The organism is Massilia sp. SYSU DXS3249, from assembly GCF_053668055.1.
Genome location: NZ_JBSIPX010000011.1, coordinates 163,358 through 181,709 on the forward strand (window position 1 = coordinate 163,358; position 18,352 = coordinate 181,709).

General features: G+C 66.7%; 14 protein-coding genes and 1 tRNA gene. 5 read left to right on the forward strand and 10 right to left on the reverse strand.

Going from position 1 to position 18,352, the window contains the following annotated elements:
* The first annotated feature begins 18 nt into the window (after positions 1 to 18).
* Positions 19 to 1,665, forward strand: coding sequence for a ShlB/FhaC/HecB family hemolysin secretion/activation protein (locus ACWCIA_RS14600; protein WP_454164394.1), 1,647 nt, complete (start codon positions 19 to 21; stop codon positions 1,663 to 1,665).
* A 19-nt stretch (positions 1,666 to 1,684) separates the two neighbouring features.
* Here ACWCIA_RS14600 and ACWCIA_RS14605 read toward each other — a convergent pair whose 3' ends face one another.
* The 3 genes from ACWCIA_RS14605 to ACWCIA_RS14615 form a co-directional block, all read right to left on the reverse strand.
* Entirely contained in the window at positions 1,685 to 3,673 is a 1,989-nt protein-coding gene (locus ACWCIA_RS14605; RefSeq protein ID WP_454164395.1) for a PhoX family protein, read from the reverse strand.
* Positions 3,674 to 3,852: 179 nt separating this feature from the next.
* On the reverse strand, positions 3,853 to 4,944 hold the full coding sequence (gene ychF / locus ACWCIA_RS14610) for a redox-regulated ATPase YchF (RefSeq protein WP_454164397.1): 1,092 nt from the start codon (positions 4,942 to 4,944) through the stop codon (positions 3,853 to 3,855).
* 137 nt (positions 4,945 to 5,081) lie between these two features.
* Entirely contained in the window at positions 5,082 to 6,179 is a 1,098-nt protein-coding gene (locus ACWCIA_RS14615) for a patatin-like phospholipase family protein (protein WP_454164399.1), read from the reverse strand.
* Between the two features lie 256 nt (positions 6,180 to 6,435).
* On the opposite strand from ACWCIA_RS14615, the gene ACWCIA_RS14620 reads away from it, so the two are divergent.
* Positions 6,436 to 7,965, forward strand: a complete 1,530-nt coding sequence (locus ACWCIA_RS14620) for a vanadium-dependent haloperoxidase (protein ID WP_454164400.1) — start codon at positions 6,436 to 6,438, stop codon at positions 7,963 to 7,965.
* 157 nt (positions 7,966 to 8,122) lie between these two features.
* Here the strand turns inward: ACWCIA_RS14620 and pth are convergent, their stop codons facing one another.
* The 7 genes from pth to ACWCIA_RS14655 form a co-directional block, all read right to left on the reverse strand.
* Positions 8,123 to 8,707: an aminoacyl-tRNA hydrolase gene (pth, locus tag ACWCIA_RS14625; protein ID WP_454164402.1), complete on the reverse strand. Its 585-nt coding sequence runs from the start codon at positions 8,705 to 8,707 to the stop codon at positions 8,123 to 8,125.
* 121 nt (positions 8,708 to 8,828) lie between these two features.
* Positions 8,829 to 9,416 carry a 50S ribosomal protein L25/general stress protein Ctc gene (locus tag ACWCIA_RS14630; RefSeq protein WP_454164403.1) on the reverse strand — a complete coding sequence of 196 codons (588 nt, stop codon included), beginning with the start codon at positions 9,414 to 9,416 and terminating at the stop codon, positions 8,829 to 8,831.
* A gap of 192 nt (positions 9,417 to 9,608) precedes the next feature.
* The gene (locus ACWCIA_RS14635; RefSeq protein WP_056345247.1) at positions 9,609 to 10,559 is read right to left on the reverse strand and encodes a ribose-phosphate pyrophosphokinase; all 951 of its coding nucleotides are present in this window, start codon (positions 10,557 to 10,559) and stop codon (positions 9,609 to 9,611) included.
* A 147-nt stretch (positions 10,560 to 10,706) separates the two neighbouring features.
* Positions 10,707 to 10,783 (reverse strand) — tRNA-Gln (locus ACWCIA_RS14640).
* A gap of 67 nt (positions 10,784 to 10,850) precedes the next feature.
* Positions 10,851 to 11,732, reverse strand: a complete 882-nt coding sequence (gene ispE, locus ACWCIA_RS14645; protein WP_454164417.1) for a 4-(cytidine 5'-diphospho)-2-C-methyl-D-erythritol kinase — start codon at positions 11,730 to 11,732, stop codon at positions 10,851 to 10,853.
* 2 nt (positions 11,733 to 11,734) lie between these two features.
* Positions 11,735 to 12,334 carry a lipoprotein insertase outer membrane protein LolB gene (gene lolB, locus ACWCIA_RS14650; RefSeq protein ID WP_454164405.1) on the reverse strand — a complete coding sequence of 200 codons (600 nt, stop codon included), beginning with the start codon at positions 12,332 to 12,334 and terminating at the stop codon, positions 11,735 to 11,737.
* A gap of 113 nt (positions 12,335 to 12,447) precedes the next feature.
* A complete protein-coding gene (locus ACWCIA_RS14655) occupies positions 12,448 to 14,244 on the reverse strand; it encodes a tetratricopeptide repeat protein (protein ID WP_454164419.1) in 1,797 nt (598 codons plus the stop codon).
* 134 nt (positions 14,245 to 14,378) lie between these two features.
* Here ACWCIA_RS14655 and mutM point away from each other — a divergent pair, with 134 nt between their 5' ends.
* From mutM to mutY, 3 genes are read left to right on the forward strand one after another with little or no spacing between them, the layout of a single operon-like run.
* Entirely contained in the window at positions 14,379 to 15,212 is an 834-nt protein-coding gene (gene mutM, locus ACWCIA_RS14660) for a bifunctional DNA-formamidopyrimidine glycosylase/DNA-(apurinic or apyrimidinic site) lyase (protein ID WP_454164407.1), read from the forward strand.
* Between the two features lie 22 nt (positions 15,213 to 15,234).
* Positions 15,235 to 17,154, forward strand: coding sequence for a dynamin family protein (locus ACWCIA_RS14665; protein WP_454164409.1), 1,920 nt, complete (start codon positions 15,235 to 15,237; stop codon positions 17,152 to 17,154).
* The gene (gene mutY / locus ACWCIA_RS14670) at positions 17,151 to 18,254 is read left to right on the forward strand and encodes an A/G-specific adenine glycosylase (protein WP_454164411.1); all 1,104 of its coding nucleotides are present in this window, start codon (positions 17,151 to 17,153) and stop codon (positions 18,252 to 18,254) included. The genes ACWCIA_RS14665 and mutY overlap by 4 nt, the downstream gene beginning before the upstream one ends.
* The last annotated feature ends 98 nt before the right edge of the window (positions 18,255 to 18,352 follow it).

Below are 18,352 nucleotides of genomic sequence, written 5' to 3' on the forward strand. Positions count from 1 at the left end.
ATTGGATTGCACTGATAAATGAAGAAGTTACCCTCCCTCCTCCCGGCCGCCCTGCTGATGCTCGCGGCCCATCCCGCCGGCGCCCAGCAGCTGCCCGATGCCGGCCGCCTGTTGCAGGAAAACGCGGCCCCGCCGCTGCAGGCGCCGCGCGCGGCGCCCGGCGTCCAGGTCGAGCCTCCGGCGCCGGCACCCAGCCAGGGCGGCCTGAAGCTCACGCTGCGCCAGGTCGCGATCGAAGGCAATACCGCATTCGACCAGGCCACGCTGCTGGCCCTGCTGGGCGATGTCGCCGGCAAGGAATTCGATTTCGCCGGCCTGAACCGCCTGGCGGCGCGCATCACCGCGCACTACCAGGGAGCCGGCTATCCGTTCGCGCGTGCCCTCCTGCCCCAGCAGGATGTGAGCGGCGGGCAGCTGCGCATCCGCGTCATCGAGGGCCGCTACGGCAAGATCGCCGCCACCGGCGCGCCCCGCCTCGCCGGTCCGGCGCAGGACTTCCTCGACTTCCTGGCACCGGGCGCGCCGATCGAAAGCAGCCGCCTCGAGCGCATCACGCTGATCCTCGACGACCAGCCGGGCATCAAGACCGCGCCCACGATCCGCCCCGGCCAGGCCTTCGGCACCGGCGACCTGCTGGTCGACGTCCAGCGCGAGCAGCCGCAGTCGGGCGAAGTCGCCATCGACAACCACGGCAACCGTCACACGGGCCGCTACCGCGTGCGCTCCGCCCTCGACCTGAACAGCCTGTTCACCTTCGGCGACCAGATCGCCGCGCAGGCGCTCGTGACCGACGAAAAGATGTGGTTCGGCGCGCTCGCCTACAGCCGTCCGCTGGGCGCTTCCGGGCTGCGCGGCCGGATCGGCCTCACCCACTCGTACTACACCCTGGCGGGCGACTTCCGCGCGCTCGACGCCACCGGCACCGCCGACATCGCCAGCGCCGGGTTCAGCTACCCGATCGTGCGCTCGCAACGGCGCAACCTGTCCCTGTCCGGCCAGTTCGAGCACAAGCGCCTGAACGACCGCCAGGGCGCGGTCGACGCCGAGGCCGACAAGTCGAGCAAGGTGCTGGGCGCAGCGCTGAACTTCGACGCGCGAGACGAGTTCATCCGCACCGGCGTCACCTTCGGCGCCCTGCGCTGGAGCGTCGGCGAACTCGACCTGGACGACGTCCTCTCCGCCGCCGACCGCGCCAGCGCGCGCAGCGCCGGCCGCTTCCACAAGATCAATTTCGACATCGCCCGCATCCAGGCGCTGGGCGAACACGTCGACCTGTACGGCCGCCTGTCGCGCCAGTGGGCCTCGAAGAACCTTGACTCGTCGGAAAAATTCGGCCTCGGCGGCGCCCAGGGCGTGCGCGGCTACCCGAGCGGCGAAGGCTTCGGCGACGCCGGCACGATCGCGCAGATCGAGCTGCGCTACACGGCGCACGCGCTGGCGCCCTACCTGTTCCATGACGCCGGCAGGGTGACCGTCAACCGCAACCCGTGGTCGGGCGACGCCAACCGCCGCAGCCTGTCCGGCAGCGGCATCGGCGTGCGCTACCACCGCGGCGCCTGGTACGGAGGGCTGGCCGCCGCCTGGCGCGGCCGCGGCGGCGCCGCGCAGTCCGATGCCCGCGCCTCCTCGCCCATGGTGCTGGCCGACCTGCAGTACCGCTTCTAAAAAAGGAAACGGCGCGCCATCACGCCTTGGCCAGCTTCGTCTGGCTCGACTCCGCCGTCAGATACCCCACCGCCGCGCCGAACTTGTCCTTGTAGTTCGCGCGCACCAGCGGATCGAGCGTCCCTTTGACGACATTGTGGATGCCGCCCCAGTCGCCCGCGTGCTGGAAGTTGCTCATGATGTAGGTCCAGCCATTGAGTTCGTCGACCGCATGCAGGCCGGTCGACTCGCCGCCGGCCGGGATCGACATCACGCGCGACAGCACGCGGGTGTCGATGTTGTACGCCCACAGGAAGTTGTTCACGTGCTGGCCGCTGTCCTCGCCGATGAACAGGGTGCGCATCTTTTCCGAGAACTTCAGGTTGTCCGGATTGCCGATGCGCTCAGGATTGGCCGTGTTGCCGAGGGCGTCGGCCGCGATGTCCTCGCCGGTCAGCAGGGCCTTCAGGTCTACCGGCATCCATTCGCTGGCGATCGCGGCGCCCGCCGTATCGCGCTGCCCGCCGCGCAGGTTCAGCGCCATCACGGCGCCGGCATTGAGCGCCTTCGGGATCGAGACGCCATTGCCCGGCGCGTTCAGCGCGTGGCCGGCAACCATCGAACTCTGGCAGTTCTGCAGCGCCGAGTAGGCCACCTTGTCGGCGGCGTTGACGGTCGTGCCTTCCATCTTGGTAAAGCCCATCGACGCGCCGACCAGGCCCGCATAGCGGTGGGTCTCGAGGAAGGCCGCGGCCTTTTCCATGCCCGGCATCAGCTTGATCCATTCGATGGCGCCGTTCGAGGCGACCTTGCTGTACGCCGCGTCCTGCGGATCGCTCGTGCGCACGTCCATGATGTCGGTCGGTTTCAGGCTGGCGGCGAGCGAGCGGATCTCGGCGCTGGTGGCCGAGCCGAGCCTGATCCAGGTGAGCGGCGCGCCGGCCGCCTGCGGGTCGAGCGAGAAGCCGGCGCCGACCTTGGCCACGTACAGCGTGCCGCTGGACAGGTCTTTCGCCTTGTCGGCCACGAACACGAAGTAGCCGCTGTTGGTGGCGTCGTCGCCCATCAGCACGGTGCGCTCGTCCGGCATCACCTGCACCAGTTCGTGCGAGATGCGGCCCATGCAGTAGTGCTTCTTGATCGAGGCGGTGCCGTCCGGGTTGACCGTCACCTCCGGCATGTGACCGTAGTTGTACGGGTTGGCCGCGGTCTCGCTGCCGTACAGGTTCAGGCTGAAGGCGCGGAACTGCGGATCAAGGGCGGCCGTAAAGGCGTTCGGCTCGTACTCCTCGCTCGACAGGTGGGTGCCCCAGGGCGACAGGCTGGCGCCGCAGGTGATCCACAGGCCTTCGACGCTGGAGGTGTCGACGTTGTGGTACTTCACCAGCGACAGCTTGCCGGTCGCCTGGTCCTGGTCCAGGGTCAGCACGCCGATCGGCGACGGCAGGCGGCCGTACATGCCGGTCTTGCCGTCCTGGGCATAGGTCGCGTACTCGAACTGCACGACGGCGAACACGGACTTGCCCTTCACGCCCGCCACGTTCGCATTCGGCACGGAGAGGAGCGAGGTGCCGTCCGGCGCGTCCGAGAAGAACTGGCGCTCCTTGCCGGGCACGGTGGCGTCGATGATCGGCTGGTTGCGGATGTTGTAGTAGCCGCCGGCGAGGATGGTGCCGCCGCTGCCGTTCGGGACCATGTCGCCGGTCACGAAGAAGGGCTGGTAGGCGAGCTTGAAATCGAGCTTGCTGGTGTCGCTGAAGTTGACCGTCATGGTCGAGCCGACGGTGGTGGTCGCCATCGCGGCCGGGTTGGCGAGCGTTGGCGCGGGCATCGAGCTGAAGGTGACGCTGCCCATGGTGGCGACCGGCGCGACGGGCGCGGTGGCCAGCGGCGTGTCGCCATCGTTGTCGCTGCCGCCACCGCAGGCGGTCAGCAGCGAGGCGCCGGCGACGCTCGCCAGCGGCAGCATCGGGATGCCACCCAGCATGCGCAGCAGGCGGCGGCGGGACAGTTCGGGATTCGTGGTCATGCGGTTTTCTCCAGGGTTTGCGTGATTGCGTGCGGCGGTGGCCGCGTCCATGGAGGGGCAGAATAGTTGAGCCTTATGTCACGTTCATGACAGCATCCGCGGCGAACGGACCAAAAAAAGCCCCGGTTCATCAGGAACCGGGGCTGTCGACCTGGCGGCTCAGCCGCAGGCGGGCATGCTTAGACGTTGAACAAGAAGTTCAACACATCCCCATCCTTGACCACATATTCCTTCCCCTCTGCGCGCATCTTGCCTGCTTCCTTGGCGCCGGCTTCGCCCTTGTAGGCGATGTAGTCGTCGTAGGAAATCGTCTGGGCGCGGATGAAGCCGCGTTCGAAATCGGTGTGGATCACGCCGGCCGCCTGCGGGGCGGTGGCGCCGACCTTCACGGTCCAGGCGCGCACTTCCTTGACGCCGGCGGTGAAATAGGTCTGCAGGCCGAGCAGTTTATAGGCGGCGCGGATCAGGCGGTCCAGGCCCGGCTCTTCCATGCCCATATCGCCCAGGAAAGCGGCTTTATCGGCATCGTCGAGGTCGGCGATTTCCGACTCGATGGCCGCCGAAATGGCGACGATCGGCGCGTTCTGCTTCTTCGCGAATTCGGTCAGCTGGTCCAGCAGCGGGTTGTTGGTAAAACCGGTGTCGGAGACGTTGGCGACATACATCGCCGGCTTGGCCGTGATCAGGTGCAGTTCGCGAATTTGCGCCATCTCGTCGGCGTCCAGGCCGAGCGTCCGGACCGGCTGGCCTTCGTTCAGGTGCGGCAGCATGCGTTCGCACAGGGCGACGAGCTTGGCGGCGTCCTTGTCGCCCGAGCGCGCCTTCTTGTTCTCGCGGTGGATCGCCTTTTCGACGGCGCCCAGGTCGGCCAGCGCCAGTTCGGTCTGGATGACTTCGATGTCGTCGATCGGGCTCACTTTGCCGGCCACGTGGACGACGTTGTCGTCCTCGAAGCAGCGCACGACGTTGACGATGGCGTCGGTTTCGCGGATGTGCGACAGGAACTGGTTGCCCAGGCCCTCGCCTTTCGAGGCGCCCGCCACCAGGCCGGCGATGTCGACGAACTCGACGATGGCCGGCACCACGCGCTCCGGCTTGACGATGTCGGCCAGCGCCTGCATGCGCGGGTCCGGCACTTCGACCACGCCGACGTTCGGCTCGATCGTGCAGAACGGATAGTTCTCGGCCGGGATGCCGGCCTTGGTCAGCGCATTGAACAGGGTGGACTTGCCGACGTTAGGCAGGCCGACGATGCCGCATTGGAGACTCATGGGAATTCTTTCTTTCGATGATGGTGGAGCCGGTAACTTCAGCTCGAAACCCCGCATTGTAACCGGGGATGCGCTCGAATGCCGCAAAAACAGGCGCATTTGCGGCGCCCGGTACCACGGCGCCCCGGCCCCCGAACCTAGATGGCGCGCAAGCGCGACAGGTCGGGCCGCTCGACAAAGGCGGCGAGCTCGTCGCGCAGGCGGGCACCCTCGTCCATCGCCTGCGACCACGCACGAATGCGGGCGTCATGGTCGAGGCCATATCGCTTGAAATCGCTGCGGTCGGGCAATTTCCCCTGCGGCAGCGTTTTCAAAAATTCCTTCGAGGGCGCAACGATCAGCACATTGTCGAGCCAGGCGCGGTTCGGCCCGCGCGCGCAGCGGCGCCAGGGCATGGCTTTGTCGAGCCAGCCGGGCACGATGTGCTCGTTAAAGTGCGGATACAGCACGAGCGCGTCCGGCTCTTCCCGCTCCAGGCGCGCGTAGGGCAGCGCCAGGTGGTAATCGATGATGCCGCCGTCCCAGTAATGGCCCTGCGGCACGCCTTCGATCCCGGTGACCGGCTGCATGATCAAAGGCAGCGTGCCCGAGGCGAGCAGGCTGGCGGCCAGGTTGGCGCGCGTGAGCGTCGCGAAATGGGTGGCGAAGCCGTCGAAGGCTTCCTTCAGCCAGCCTGCCTGGGCGCGGCCGTCGGCGATCACGACGCGCTCGAGCAGTCCTCCCAGCCGTGCGCGCGAAGCGCAATTGGTGAGCGCGGCGGCGGCGAAACCGCGCATCTCGGCGCGGCGGTGGGTCGGTGCAGCGAGGGCGCCCTTGCCGCGCACGGCCAGCAGGTGCGGGCGGTGTTGCGGATGGGCCAGGATGTCGTCCTCGTGGCCGCTGACGAAGGCGTGCAGCAGCCCCTGCACCACCTCGTTGATCTGGGCGGGACTCGGTTTGGTGGTCGTGTAGCGCTGGCCGGCGTACAGGGCGCCCAGGCGCTCGAAGGCGCGCACGGGATCCTTCTGGCAGGCGGCGGCCATGCGCCAGGCGCCGATCGAGGAACCGATCAGGGTGCGCTCGCGCGGCGCTGCCGGCAGCCACTCGCCGAACATGTACTGGTCGAGCTTCTGGAAGATCAGCCCCTTGGGACCGCCGGCGGCGGCCGGGATGACTGCAACGTCGGCGGCGCGCAGGCCCTGCGCGCGGATGCGGGCCAGCGCGCGCGGGCCGGCATGGAAGGTGAGTGCACTCATGCGTGGAATTATCGCAGGACGGGCGGCCCCGTGCAGGCCTGTCCTCTTCCCTTTGGTGTTGGGCAAGAAGAAAGAATGGCGCTGAGCACTTTAATGCAGAGCAGAATCTGCGCTGGGCGATATCAATGCCCGGCACCGTTCCGCTTGTCTTTTGACTCATCCGTTCCTAAGCTCGACTTCACCACCCGGGGCTTTTGCTGCCGCCAGAGGAGCGCCTGCCGCGCCGGCTCCGGTCCCATCTCGTCAGGAGGTAGTCATGAAGACGCGCGCCGCGCTGTTGTGCTCGCAATTTTGCTGGTGTGTGCTGGTGTCCCTGTGCATGGCGCCGGCCTCGGCCGATTCCCATCCACCGATCGGCGGCCCGACCTACCAGACCCAGCCCGGCACCCGCGAACTGCCGCCGCGCTATACGCCGCCGGCGGGTCCGAACGCGCGTGCCCGCCTGGCGTACTGGAACGAAGTGGCGCAGCGCGCCATCGCGGTCGACCATACCCCGGCCGTCGTCGGCAACGTGGTGCAGCGTGCCCAGCAGCTCGGGCCGACGCGCACCAGCCGGGCAATGGCAATCGTGCACATTGCCGTCTACGACGCGCTCAACGCCATCGTCAAACGCTACCCCGGCTACACCGGGCAGCTCGACGCCTTTGCCGACAGTTCGCAGGATGCCGCCATCGCCCAGGCGGTGCACGACACGCTGGTGGCGCTGTATCCGCGCCAGGCGAGCCCCTTCGATGCCTGGCTGAGCGCCGACCTGGCGCGCCTGCCGGCGGGCCGCGCCAAGCTGAACGGCATCGACGCCGGGCGTCGCGCGGCGGCGGCGATCCTCGCACTGCGCGCCAGCGACGGCAATTATTATGGGGAGCCGGTCGTCGGCGAAGACTACCAGGTCGGCCACGCACCGGGCGAGTGGCGGCCGGATCCGGTCAGCCGCAGCCCCATCGCCCTGGGCGCCTACTGGCAGCGGCTGACGCCTTTCGTGCTGCAGTCGGCCGAGCAGTTCCGGGTGCCGCCGCCCCCGGGGCTGGCGAGCGAAGCCTATGCGCGCGCCTTCAACGAAGTGAAACAGCTCGGCGGCGACGGCGTGCGCACCCCGACCCGGCGCACGCGCGACCAGACCGTGGCAGGCATCTTCTGGTCCTACGACAGCACCGCCTGGATCGGCACGCCGACGCGCCTGTACAACCAGGTGGCCGTGCAGCTGGCGCTGGGACGCTGCAAGGATGCGCTGGAACTGGCGCGCGTGCTGGCGCTGGTGAACGTGGCCATGGCCGACACGACGATGGCCGTCTGGAACGCGAAGTACGACTACGATTTCTGGCGGTCGGTCACGGGCATCCGCGAAGCCGATCCCGGCACCGGCCCCACCGGCCTGGGCGATGGCAATCCGCTGACCCAGGCCGATGTGACCTGGACGCCGCTGGGCGCGCCGGCGAGCAACCTCATCGGCCCGGATTTCACGCCGCCCTTCCCTGCCTACGTGTCGGGGCACGCGGGCCTGGGCGGCGCCACCTTCCACATGCTGCGCCGCCTGTACGGCGACCGGCTGCCTTTTACCTTTGTGTCCGACGAATGGAACGGCATCACGCGCGACAACGAGGGATGGGTAAGGCCGCGCCTGCCGCGCAGTTTCGGGACGCTGACGCAGGCGGAAGAGGAAAATGGGCAGAGCCGGATTTATCTGGGCGTTCACTGGCCCTTCGACAAGACGGCGGGGATGAGCCTGAGCCACCAGATTGTCGATTATGTTGTCAAGCGGGGGCTGGTGCGGCCGGGTGCGACGCCTTGAGCGCCCAAATGGGCTGTGCGATTGGTCCAAAACGCGTGGAGTCGGGACTCCACCCTACAGCTACCGTGGATCGTAGGGTGGAGTCCTGACTCCACGCGTTGCTACGCCAACAGAATTCGCGACAGGAAAAGCGACGAGACGTCGACGCGAACTACTGTCAGGCCGTATGCAACTGCATCGTCGCCACATCCAGCTTGCCCTCGACGGCGAGCGGGATGATGCGCAGCGCCTTGTCGATCGATTCCTCGATCAGGCTTTGTTCTTCGCGGCGCGGGCGGTGCAGGACGAAGTCGGCCACGCCCTGCTGCAGGTTCAGGCTGCGCGGGTGGCCGATGCCGAGGCGCAGGCGCCAGTAGTCCTGGGTGCCGAGCGCGGAGGTAATGTCCTTCAGGCCGTTGTGGCCGCCGGAGGAGCCGCCCTTTTTCAGCTTGGCCACGCCCGGCAGCAAGTCGAGTTCGTCGTGCACGACCAGCACTTCGTCGGGGTTGATTTTATAGAAGCGCGCCAGCGCGCCGACCGACTGGCCGGAGCGGTTCATGAAGGTCTGCGGCTCGAGCAGCCAGACTTCCTTGCCGCCGATCGCGGTTTTCGCCATCAGGGCGTTAAAACGCGATTCACGCTGCAGGCGGCAGCCGGGCAGGCTGTTGGCGAGGTTGTCGACCAGCCAGAAGCCGGCGTTGTGGCGGGTTTGTTCGTATTCTGGGCCAGGGTTGCCGAGGCCGACGATGAGGCGGATGGACATAGCGGTCGCGTCAGGAAAAACAGGATTATGGCTTAGTTTCTTTGCCGGGAAATAAAAAACCCGCCAGGCGAACCGGGCGGGTTTTTATCTGCCTCCGCTCGCGCGGCGGCCGGGTCGTACCTTACTCGGCAGCAGCGTCGGCAGCGACGGCGCCGCGTGGGATCGACGAGGTCACGATGGTCAGGTTCTGGCCGTGGGTCAGCGCGGTCACGCCGGCTGGCAGCTTCAGGTCGTCGGTGTGGATCGACTGGCCGGCTTCCAGGTTGGCCAGGTCGACTTCGATGAACTCAGGCAGCTGGCCTGGCAGGCAGGACACGTCCAGTTCGTTCAGCACGTGCGAGATGACAGCACCGCTCAGCTTGACGGCTGGCGAGGTCTCGGCGTTGACGAAGTGCAGGGTGACCTTGGTGTGGATCGGCTGCGATGCGTCGACGCGCTGGAAGTCAGCGTGCAGGACCAGTTGCTTGTATGCGTGCATCTGGAAGTCGCGCAGCAGGACTTGCTGGGTCTGGCCGTCGATTTCGAGGTCCAGCACGGAACCGTGGAAAGCTTCTTTCTTGAGCGCGTGCCACAGGGCGTTGCCGTCCAGGGCGATCAGGACCGGGGCTGCTGCGCCGCCGTAGATGATGCCTGGGGTCTGGCCAGCCTTGCGCAGGCGGCGGCTCGCTCCGGTGCCCTGCAGGGTGCGGTTGAATGCAACTACTTTCATGTGAAACTCCATAAGTTTAGGCTCGCATGCAGGGACTCTCCTGCCCGATTGCCCGGTTTTGCCCGCCCCCGCGACCAGGGGCTGACGTGGCTGAGCGCTAACGAACGCACTCAAGAAAAACGAATTCTTTTTAACGGTACAACGGCGCGCCGGGCTAGAAGCCGGGCGCGCCGTGTTCTGAAACTAAATTTTTTAGTCGACGAACAGCGACATGACCGAGTCGCCCTTGACGATACGCTTGAACGTTTCGGCCAGCAGCGGAGCACAGGTCAGCTGGCGGATCTTGCCGCAGGCACGGCCGGCTTCGCTCAGCGGAATGGTGTCGGTGACGACCAGCTCGTCCAGCGGCGAATTCGAAATACGCTCGATTGCCGGGCCCGACAGAACCGGGTGCGTGCAGTAGGCAACGACTTTCTTCGCGCCGCGTTCCTTGAGGACTTCGGCAGCCTTGGTCAGGGTGCCGGCGGTGTCGACCATGTCGTCCATGATGACGCAGTTGCGGCCTTCGACTTCGCCGATGATGTTCATGACTTCCGACACGTTCGCCTTCGGGCGGCGCTTGTCGATGATCGCCAGGTCGCAGCCGAGGCGCTTGGCCAGCGCGCGGGCACGCACCACGCCGCCGACGTCAGGCGACACGACCAGCAGGTCGTCGTAGTTGCGCTTTTGCAGGTCGCCCAGCAGCAGCGGCGATGCGTAGATGTTGTCGACCGGGATGTCGAAGAAGCCCTGGATCTGGTCGGCGTGCAGGTCCATGATCAGGACGCGCTCGACGCCGGCTTCTTCCAGCATGTTGGCGACGACTTTGGCCGAGATGGCGACGCGGGCCGAACGCGGACGGCGGTCCTGGCGGGCGTAACCAAAGTAAGGGATGGCGGCGGTGATGCGGCCGGCCGATGCACGCTTGAGAGCGTCGACCATCAGCATGATTTCCATCAGGCTGTCATTGGTCGGAGCACAGGTCGACTGGAGAACGAAGACGTCTTTACCACGAACGTTCTCGTTGATTTCGACCATGACTTCGCCGTCGGAGAACTTCGAGACCACGGCTTTACCGAGTGGAATGCCGAGGCTTTTTGCGACCCCTTCTGCTAGCGCCGGATTAGCGTTGCCGGTAAAAACCATCAGGTTTTCGTAAGCCATGGGAGTCCCAGAGATGTGAATGTTGATTCTTGAAAAACAATCAGCCGGCTATACCGGCTGATTATGCACTCAAAGACAGTCCGCGGGAGCGGTGCTGCCTGATTTATCCGCTGGACGCATTCGCATCGACAGATCGGACAAAACGAATGGCAGGGGAACAAGGATTCGAACCTTGGTATGCCGGAATCAAAATCCGGTGCCTTAACCAGCTTGGCGATTCCCCTACGCAACCTACAGCTTGTCGCAACATCTAACTACTTCGTCAAACCCTGCGACAGGCAAAATTTTATTCTACAACTCATTGTTTTGCAAGAGCGATTTCAGCGGATGTCGCTCCAAGGACCGGGCTTTCCACGCTCGCCAGTTGCCGGGAACCTGCCCCAACACCCGATCCGCCTGCGCCTCGTCGGTCATCGCGCAAAACACGCACGCTCCCGAACCAGTCATCCTTGCCGCACCATGCTGCCCGAGCCACTCGACCGCTTCAGCTACCGGCGGGAACAGACGGGATGCTACTGCTTGCAAATCATTTCTTCCGAACTCATGCAGAGCATGCGTTGCAGGAAAGTCCGCTATTCTAACGGGCTTCGTGTCGCGCGTCAAATCCTCTGCGGTAAAAATTGCCGGCGTGGGCACGGAGACGCCCGGCTCGATCACGACATACCAGCAATCCGGCCCCGCGACCGGCTGCATGGCCTCCCCTACTCCCTCGACGAACGCGGTCTGTCCATAAATAAAGAAAGGGATGTCGGCGCCCAGCGGCAAGCCGATTTCCATCAGCTCGGCGTCACTGAAACCGGCTTGCCACAAGTAATTGGCCGCCATCAGCGCGGTGGCCGCATCCGACGAGCCGCCGCCGAGCCCGCCACCCATGGGCAGGATCTTTTCCACCGCTACATCGATGCCGGGCGCCGCACGGCCGTGACGGTTTTGGTAGGCATTGGCTAGGCGCTGCAGCGCACGCACGATCAGGTCGCTGTCGTGGGGCACGCCCGCCACTTCGGTGGTGCGCACGATGCGGCCGTCGCTGCGCAGGTCGAAGTGCAGCACGTCCCTCCGGTCGATCAGCTGAAAAACGCTTTGCAGCAAATGATAGCCGTCGGCGCGGCGGCCGACGACGTGCAGGAACAAGTTCAATTTGGCCGGAGCCGGGCAAGCGTGCAGCGAAGTCATCATCAGGCAGATGGGTCGACGGCGATGCGGATCGCCAATTCCTCGGTGGTGGCAGTGGCGCTGCGTTCGGCGTGGATGACGCTCGGCATCGGCGTTGCAGTGTTCTTCTGCCAGGAGACGAAGCGCAGGCGCCAGCCGTCGGCGGTGAAGACTTCGTTCTTCGCAGGCGAGGCGGCAAAACGCTTGCCGGACGCATCGGTCGCATAGCCCTGCAGCCAGTCGCGCAGGCCGGAGACCGGCAGCGACCAGCCGAGCGCCTGTGCGGTCAGGCTGTCGATGTCCCTGGCGCTGCGCGGCGGCTGGTTGGCCTGGGTCAGCGTCGCCTGTTCCGGCGTGACATTGATCGTGGCCACGGTCTGGCCCGTGGGCGAGAACAGCGCGACCTCGATGCGGCCCGGCTGCTGCGACCATTCGAAGTTGCCCGTGATCGAACCCGGCTGGCCATCCTTCTGGTAGTTCGCGCTCAGGCGGCCGGAGAGGGCGATGGTGTCGCGGTAGGCGCCGACGGTGGCGTTCGCGTCGGTAGTCGAGGGGTTGGTGGTGGCGCAGCCGGCCAGCACGGCGGCAAGGGCAAGCAGGGAAAGACGGCGGGTAATCGGCATCGGTCGCGTTATCGGTCAGGAAATGTCGGCGCCCGGGCGGCCGGCGGCTGCCTGGGCGATGCTTGTGCAGGAGCAGCGGACAGCGAGCCGTCCGCCGCAAAAGATGGATTATTTCACAAGGACAGGCGCAGGCGCGCCAGCGTGCTGCGCAGCGTGTCGTTCTGCGGGTCCTTGGCGCGCGCTTCGCGCCACAGGTTCTGGGCGTCGGCCTGCTTGCCCTTCTGCCACAGCACTTCGCCCAGGTGTACCGCGATTTCCGGATCGCGGCGCAGGCTGTAGGCGCGGCGCAGGTGGGCTTCGGCGGCATCGAGGTTGCCGAGGCGATAATGCACCCAGCCCATGCTGTCCATGATGAAGGGGTCTTCCGGCGCCATCGCCAGCGCCTTTTCGATCAGGGCGCGCGCCTCCTCCAGGCGCACGTTGCGCTCGGCCAGCGAATAGCCGAGGGCGTTGTAGGCGTGGTGGTTGTCGGGCGCCAGGCGCATCACCTCGCGCAGCGTCGTTTCCATCACTTCCATGTGGCCCGTCTTTTCGGCCAGCAGCGCGAAGTCGTACAGCAGGTCGGCATTCTTCGGGAAGCGCCTGGTGGCGGCCTGCATCAGCTGGAAGGCCTGCTCGGCCTGGCCGGCGTCGCGCAGCACCTGCGCCTCGGCCGCCGCCAGCTGGGCCTGGGCCGCCGGCTCTTCCGGCTTCAGGGAGGAGAGCAGGCGGCGCGCGGCCGGTACGTCGCCGCCCTTGCCGAGCAGCTGGGCACGGCGCAACTGGACGCCGAAGGTGGTCTTGTCGTCGCCTTCGGGCAGCTTGTCGAGCCAGCCGACGGCCGCCTTCAGGTCGCCCCGTTCCTCGGCCAGCTGCGACAGGATCAGCAGCGCCTTCGAGGGATCGCGCTCGTCGTTCGGGTTGCGTCCCAACACGTCCACGAAGCGCGTGAAATACGTTTCGGCGCCAGCCGGGTCGTTCAGCTGGGTCGACAGCACACCGAGCGCGTACAGGGTCGTGACGTTGTCCGGCTGCAGCTTGTCGAGCAGGATGAATTCGGCGCGGGCTTCCTCGAAGCGCTTGTCGTTGACCAGCATGCGCGCATGCGCCGCGCGCACTTCGCGGGCGTTCGGGTTGGCGGCGATGAAGCTGGTCAATATCTCGCGCACCTGCGCCTCGTTCTCGCTCGCTTGCGCCAGCGTCAGCACGGCGATTTCGGAGGTTGGCGCCAGGGCCAGCGCGGCACGTGCCTCGCGCTGCGCCGCCGGCTTGTCGCCCTTGGCGAGCGCAGCCTGCGCCAGCACGACATGGCCCTCGACCGTGTTGCGGTAGGGCTCTACCAGGCGCTCGAGCATGGCGCCGGCCGCTTCCTTGTCCTTGGCGCGCGACAGCAGTTGCTGCACCTGGTAGAGCACGATGCCGCGCACATTCGCCGGCGTGCCTTCGAGGCGCTTGCGGAAGATGTCTTCTGCGTCCGAGATATTGTCGGACAGGATCACCATCCCCAGATAGTACTGTGTCGCTTCGTCGGACTGCGGGTCGAGCTGGCGCCATTGGCGCACGGCGGCCAGCGTGTCCTCGGGCTGGCGGGCGGCCAGCGCCATTTCGGCAGCGCGGCGCGCCAGGCGCGGGTCGCGCGTCTGCTGGGCCAGGCTCAGCATGGTGAGATACGGTCCTTGCCAGTCGCCCTTGCGGAAGGCGAACTCGGCGCGCAGCAGCTGGTTCAGCAAGGCGCTCGTCAGTTCGACTTTCGGCAGCCGTGCACGTTCCGCGTCGGCGCTTGCCTGTTCCGCCGCCCGCGCCGCCTCGGCCGCATCAAGCGTGGCGATCTCGGCGGCTTCGGCAACCACCACCGGCGACGCTGCGGTCGTTTTATCGCTCGACTGCGCGCCGGACTGCGGTTGTGGCGCCACAGCACACGCCGACAGCATGCCGGAGAGAGTTACAATGACGAAAGCGTTTTTCAAGGCAAGTCCATGTGTGGAATGATGTCCGATTCTACGCCGGAGTCCAAAACCGCGTGCGGCCCCGCAACACGAATTTACAAGAATTTTGTCAGATTTTCATGCCTGAACTCCCCGAAGTAGAAGTGACCCGGCGCGGGGTCGCACCCCACCTGGAAGGTCGCGTGGTCGAACAGGTCGTGTTCCGCCGCGAGGGCCTGCGCTGGCCCTTCCCTGCGCACATTGCCGAGACGCTGGTAGGCCAGCGCATCCTGCACGTCCGTCGCCGCGGCAAGTACCTGCTGATTGGCTTCGACGCCGGCACCCTGATCGTGCACCTCGGCATGTCGGGCCACTTGCGCGTGCTGCCGCCGGGCGTCGAGCCGAAGAAGCACGACCATTTCGACCTCGTTGTGACGGAGGACGGTGTGCGTCAGGTGCTGCGCCTGCACGACCCGCGCCGCTTCGGCGCCGTGCTCTGGCATCCGAACGACGACGGCGAGCTCGACCAGCATGTGCTGCTGCGCGCGCTCGGCGTCGAGCCGCTCGAGGACAGTTTTTCGGCCGAGCTGCTGTTCAAGGCCACGCGCAAGCGCAGCGCGCCGATCAAGCAGGTGCTGCTGTCGGGCGATATCGTGGTCGGGGTCGGCAACATCTACGCTTGCGAGAGCCTGTTCCATGCCGGGATCAGCCCGAAGACGGCGGCCTCGCGCATCAGCCGCGCCCGCTACGAAAAGCTGGCCGCGGCCATCCGCACAGTCCTTGCCGACGCCATCGTGCAGGGCGGCAGCACACTGCGTGACTTTATTGCCGTAAATGGCCAATCCGGATATTTCCAGCAGACATATTTCGTCTATGATCGTGCTGGAGTTCCTTGCCGCAACTGTGGCGCGCCGGTGCGCCAGATCAAGCAGGGGCAGCGGTCGACCTTCTATTGCGCGACCTGCCAGCGGTAGGCACCTTCCAGAGAGCAGACACATGCAGAACATCGAAGAATACGGCGCCTGGCGCGCCACGGTCGCAAGCGGGCTGGAGGACTATCGCGCGGCGCTGGCGGCCTTCGACCTGGCCGACGCGGCCACGCAGCAGCGCGTCGCCCAGGCCGCGGCGCGGGTGCGCGACGACCGCCTGTCCGTCGCCTTCGTCGCGGAATTCTCGCGCGGCAAATCCGAGCTGATCAACGCGATCTTCTTCGCCGACTACGGCCAGCGCATCCTGCCCTCCTCGGCCGGCCGCACCACCATGTGCCCGACCGAGCTGCTGTACGACGCTGCCTGGGAACCCTGCATCCGCCTGCTGCCGATCGAAACCCGCGCCCAGCAACTGTCCACCAGCGACTTCCGCGAGGACGCCGCCGCCTGGACCGTGCTGCCGCTCGACCTGAACGCGCCCGAGCGCATGCTGGAAGTCTTCCGCCAGGTCAGCATGACGCGCCGCGTCGATCTCGAGGAAGCGCAGCGCTATGGCCTGTACGACCCGGAGGATCCGGCGCTGCAGGATGCCGTCGGCGCCGACGGGCTGGTCGAGATCTCGCAATGGCGCCACGCCATCATCAACCTGCCGCACCCGTTGTTGAAACAAGGCCTGGTGATCCTCGACACGCCCGGCCTGAACGCGATCGGCACCGAGCCGGAACTGACGCTGAACCTGATCCCGAACGCGCATGCGGTGCTGTTCGTCCTCAGCGCCGATACCGGCGTCACGCGCAGCGACATCGACGTCTGGCGCACCCATATCGGCGCAGGTCCTGGACGCATCGTCGTGCTCAACAAGATCGATGCGATGTGGGACACCCTGCGCTCGGACGCCGACAACGACGCCGAGATCGCGCGCCAGCAGCACACGGTCGCGCAGCAGCTCGGGCTGGACCCGGGCCAGGTGTATCCGGTGTCGGCGCACAAGGCGCTGGTCGGCCGCATCCAGGGAGATATGGCGCTGTTCGAGCGCAGCCGCCTGGGCGCGCTCGAAGCGGCGCTGATGCACAGTCTGATCCCTCAGAAGCGCGCGATCCTCGGCAGCCAGCTGCGCGAAGACCTGGCCGACCTCGACAAGGTGCAAGGCACGGCTCTGGCCGCGCGTTCGCGCAACCTGGTCGAGCAGCTGCAGGAACTGAAAAGCCTGCGCGGCAAGAACCAGACCGTGCTGGCGCACATGATGCGCCGCATCGAGGCCGAGCGGAAGGATTTCGACGCCGGTCTGCTGCGCCTGCAGGACGCGAGGACGCGCTTCGCCACCCTGTCGAGCAGCCTGTATTCCACCCTCGGCACCGATGCCGTGGCGCGCCAGGCCGACGCCGTGCGCGTGGCGATGCAGGGAGTGCGTTTCGCCACCGGCATGCGCGTCCCGGTGAAAACCTTTTTCGACGCGGCGCGCGCCAGCATCGATGCCGCCAGCGAGCAAGTGGCCGAGATCGGCGCCATGACCGACGCCATGCTGCGCGGCTTCGCCACCGAGCACGGGCTGACGATGTCGCCGGCGATGCCGCTGTCGCTGGCGCGCTACCGCGAAGAGATCGACGCCGTCGAAGCGCTGTACGCCCGCCAGTTCGGCACCGCCACGCTGCTGATGACGAGCCGCGCCACCCTGCTCGAGCGCTTCTTCGATTCGATCGCCTCCAACGTGCGGCGCACCTTCCGCGCGGCGAACGCCGACGTCGAAGCCTGGCTGAAGGTGATCATGGCGCCGCTCGAGAGCCAGATCCGCCAGCACAAGGAACAGCTGCGCCACCGCCTCGCCTCAATCCAGCGCATCCACGACGCGACCGACAGCCTGGAGCAGAAGATCGCCGCCTTCGAGGCCAGCCAGGACACGCTGGAAGACCAGCGCCGGCAGCTGGCGGCGCTGGCCGACGGCGTCAGGGCGCGGCTGGACCAGCCGGCACTGCGGGAGGCTGCGTGAAACGATTGACGGAGTTCGACGACCTCGCCGATCCCACTTTCTCGCAGGCCGTCATCGGTTGGCAGCGCGCGCACGGACGCCACACGCTGCCGTGGCAGAACACGCGCGACGCCTACCGCGTCTGGCTCTCCGAAATCATGCTGCAGCAGACGCAGGTGGCCGCGGTGCTGGGCTATTACGCGCGCTTCCTGGAGCGCTTCCCCACTGTCCACGAGCTCGCCGGCGCACCGGTCGAGGACGTGATGACTTACTGGAGCGGCCTCGGTTACTACACCCGCGCGCGCAACCTGCACGCCTGCGCCAAGCGGGTGGTGGCGGAGTACGGCGGCGTCTTCCCGAGCGACCCGGCCCTGCTGGCCGACCTGCCCGGCATCGGCCGCTCGACGGCGGCGGCGATTACCGCCTTCTCGAACGGCACCCGCGCCGCCATCCTCGACGGCAACGTCAAGCGCGTGTTCGCGCGGGTGTTCGGCGTCGAGGGCTACCCGGGCGAAAAACGCATCGAGGAAGGCCTGTGGCGGCGCGCCGACGCCCTGCTGCCCCTGGAGGGCATCGAATCGTACACGCAAGGGCTGATGGACCTAGGCGCCACGCTCTGCACGCGCTCCAGGCCCGACTGCAGCCGCTGCCCGCTGCAGGCGCGCTGCGTGGCCTACGCCACCGGCCGCACGGCGGAACTGCCGGTGCGCAAGCCGAAGAAGGCTTCGCCCGAAAAGCGCGCCGACATGCTGGTCGTGCTGCACGAGCGGCACGTGCTGCTGGAACAGCGCCCTGGCAGCGGGATCTGGGGCGGATTGCTGTCGCTGCCGGAAGCGGACGGCCACCTCGGCATAGACGAGGAGCGCGACGGTGAAGGCGCCCTGGCGGCGGCCCTGGCGCGGGTCGGGACGGTCGAGGAAGTGCAGGCGCTGCTGCCGCTGGTGCATGTGTTCACGCACTACAAGCTGCACATTTATCCGCACAAGGTGACGCTGGCGGCGCGCGGCGAGACCCCGGCGGGGCATGTGTGGGTAGCCTTGTCGGATATCGGTGAGGCCGCGCTGCCGGCGCCGGTCAAAAAATTACTGCTGGATCTGGCCCGCCCCAGTTTGTTCGGTTGATTTTGTAGGGGTGGAGGAGGCCAGTGGCCTCCTCCACGGCTTCACCGGAGTCCCGACTCCACCCGTGTGCGGCCCCGGCATTTGGAAACGTTTAGACA

Coding starts and splice junctions, on each gene's coding strand:
- ACWCIA_RS14600 (WP_454164394.1), top strand. CDS start 19: ATGAAGAAGTTACCCTCCCTCCTCCCGGCCGCCCTGCTGATGCTCGCG.
- ACWCIA_RS14605 (WP_454164395.1), bottom strand. CDS start 3,673: ATGACCACGAATCCCGAACTGTCCCGCCGCCGCCTGCTGCGCATGCTG.
- ychF (WP_454164397.1), bottom strand. CDS start 4,944: ATGAGTCTCCAATGCGGCATCGTCGGCCTGCCTAACGTCGGCAAGTCC.
- ACWCIA_RS14615 (WP_454164399.1), bottom strand. CDS start 6,179: ATGAGTGCACTCACCTTCCATGCCGGCCCGCGCGCGCTGGCCCGCATC.
- ACWCIA_RS14620 (WP_454164400.1), top strand. CDS start 6,436: ATGAAGACGCGCGCCGCGCTGTTGTGCTCGCAATTTTGCTGGTGTGTG.
- pth (WP_454164402.1), bottom strand. CDS start 8,707: ATGTCCATCCGCCTCATCGTCGGCCTCGGCAACCCTGGCCCAGAATAC.
- ACWCIA_RS14630 (WP_454164403.1), bottom strand. CDS start 9,416: ATGAAAGTAGTTGCATTCAACCGCACCCTGCAGGGCACCGGAGCGAGC.
- ACWCIA_RS14635 (WP_056345247.1), bottom strand. CDS start 10,559: ATGGCTTACGAAAACCTGATGGTTTTTACCGGCAACGCTAATCCGGCG.
- ispE (WP_454164417.1), bottom strand. CDS start 11,732: ATGACTTCGCTGCACGCTTGCCCGGCTCCGGCCAAATTGAACTTGTTC.
- lolB (WP_454164405.1), bottom strand. CDS start 12,334: ATGCCGATTACCCGCCGTCTTTCCCTGCTTGCCCTTGCCGCCGTGCTG.
- ACWCIA_RS14655 (WP_454164419.1), bottom strand. CDS start 14,244: ATGCTGTCGGCGTGTGCTGTGGCGCCACAACCGCAGTCCGGCGCGCAG.
- mutM (WP_454164407.1), top strand. CDS start 14,379: ATGCCTGAACTCCCCGAAGTAGAAGTGACCCGGCGCGGGGTCGCACCC.
- ACWCIA_RS14665 (WP_454164409.1), top strand. CDS start 15,235: ATGCAGAACATCGAAGAATACGGCGCCTGGCGCGCCACGGTCGCAAGC.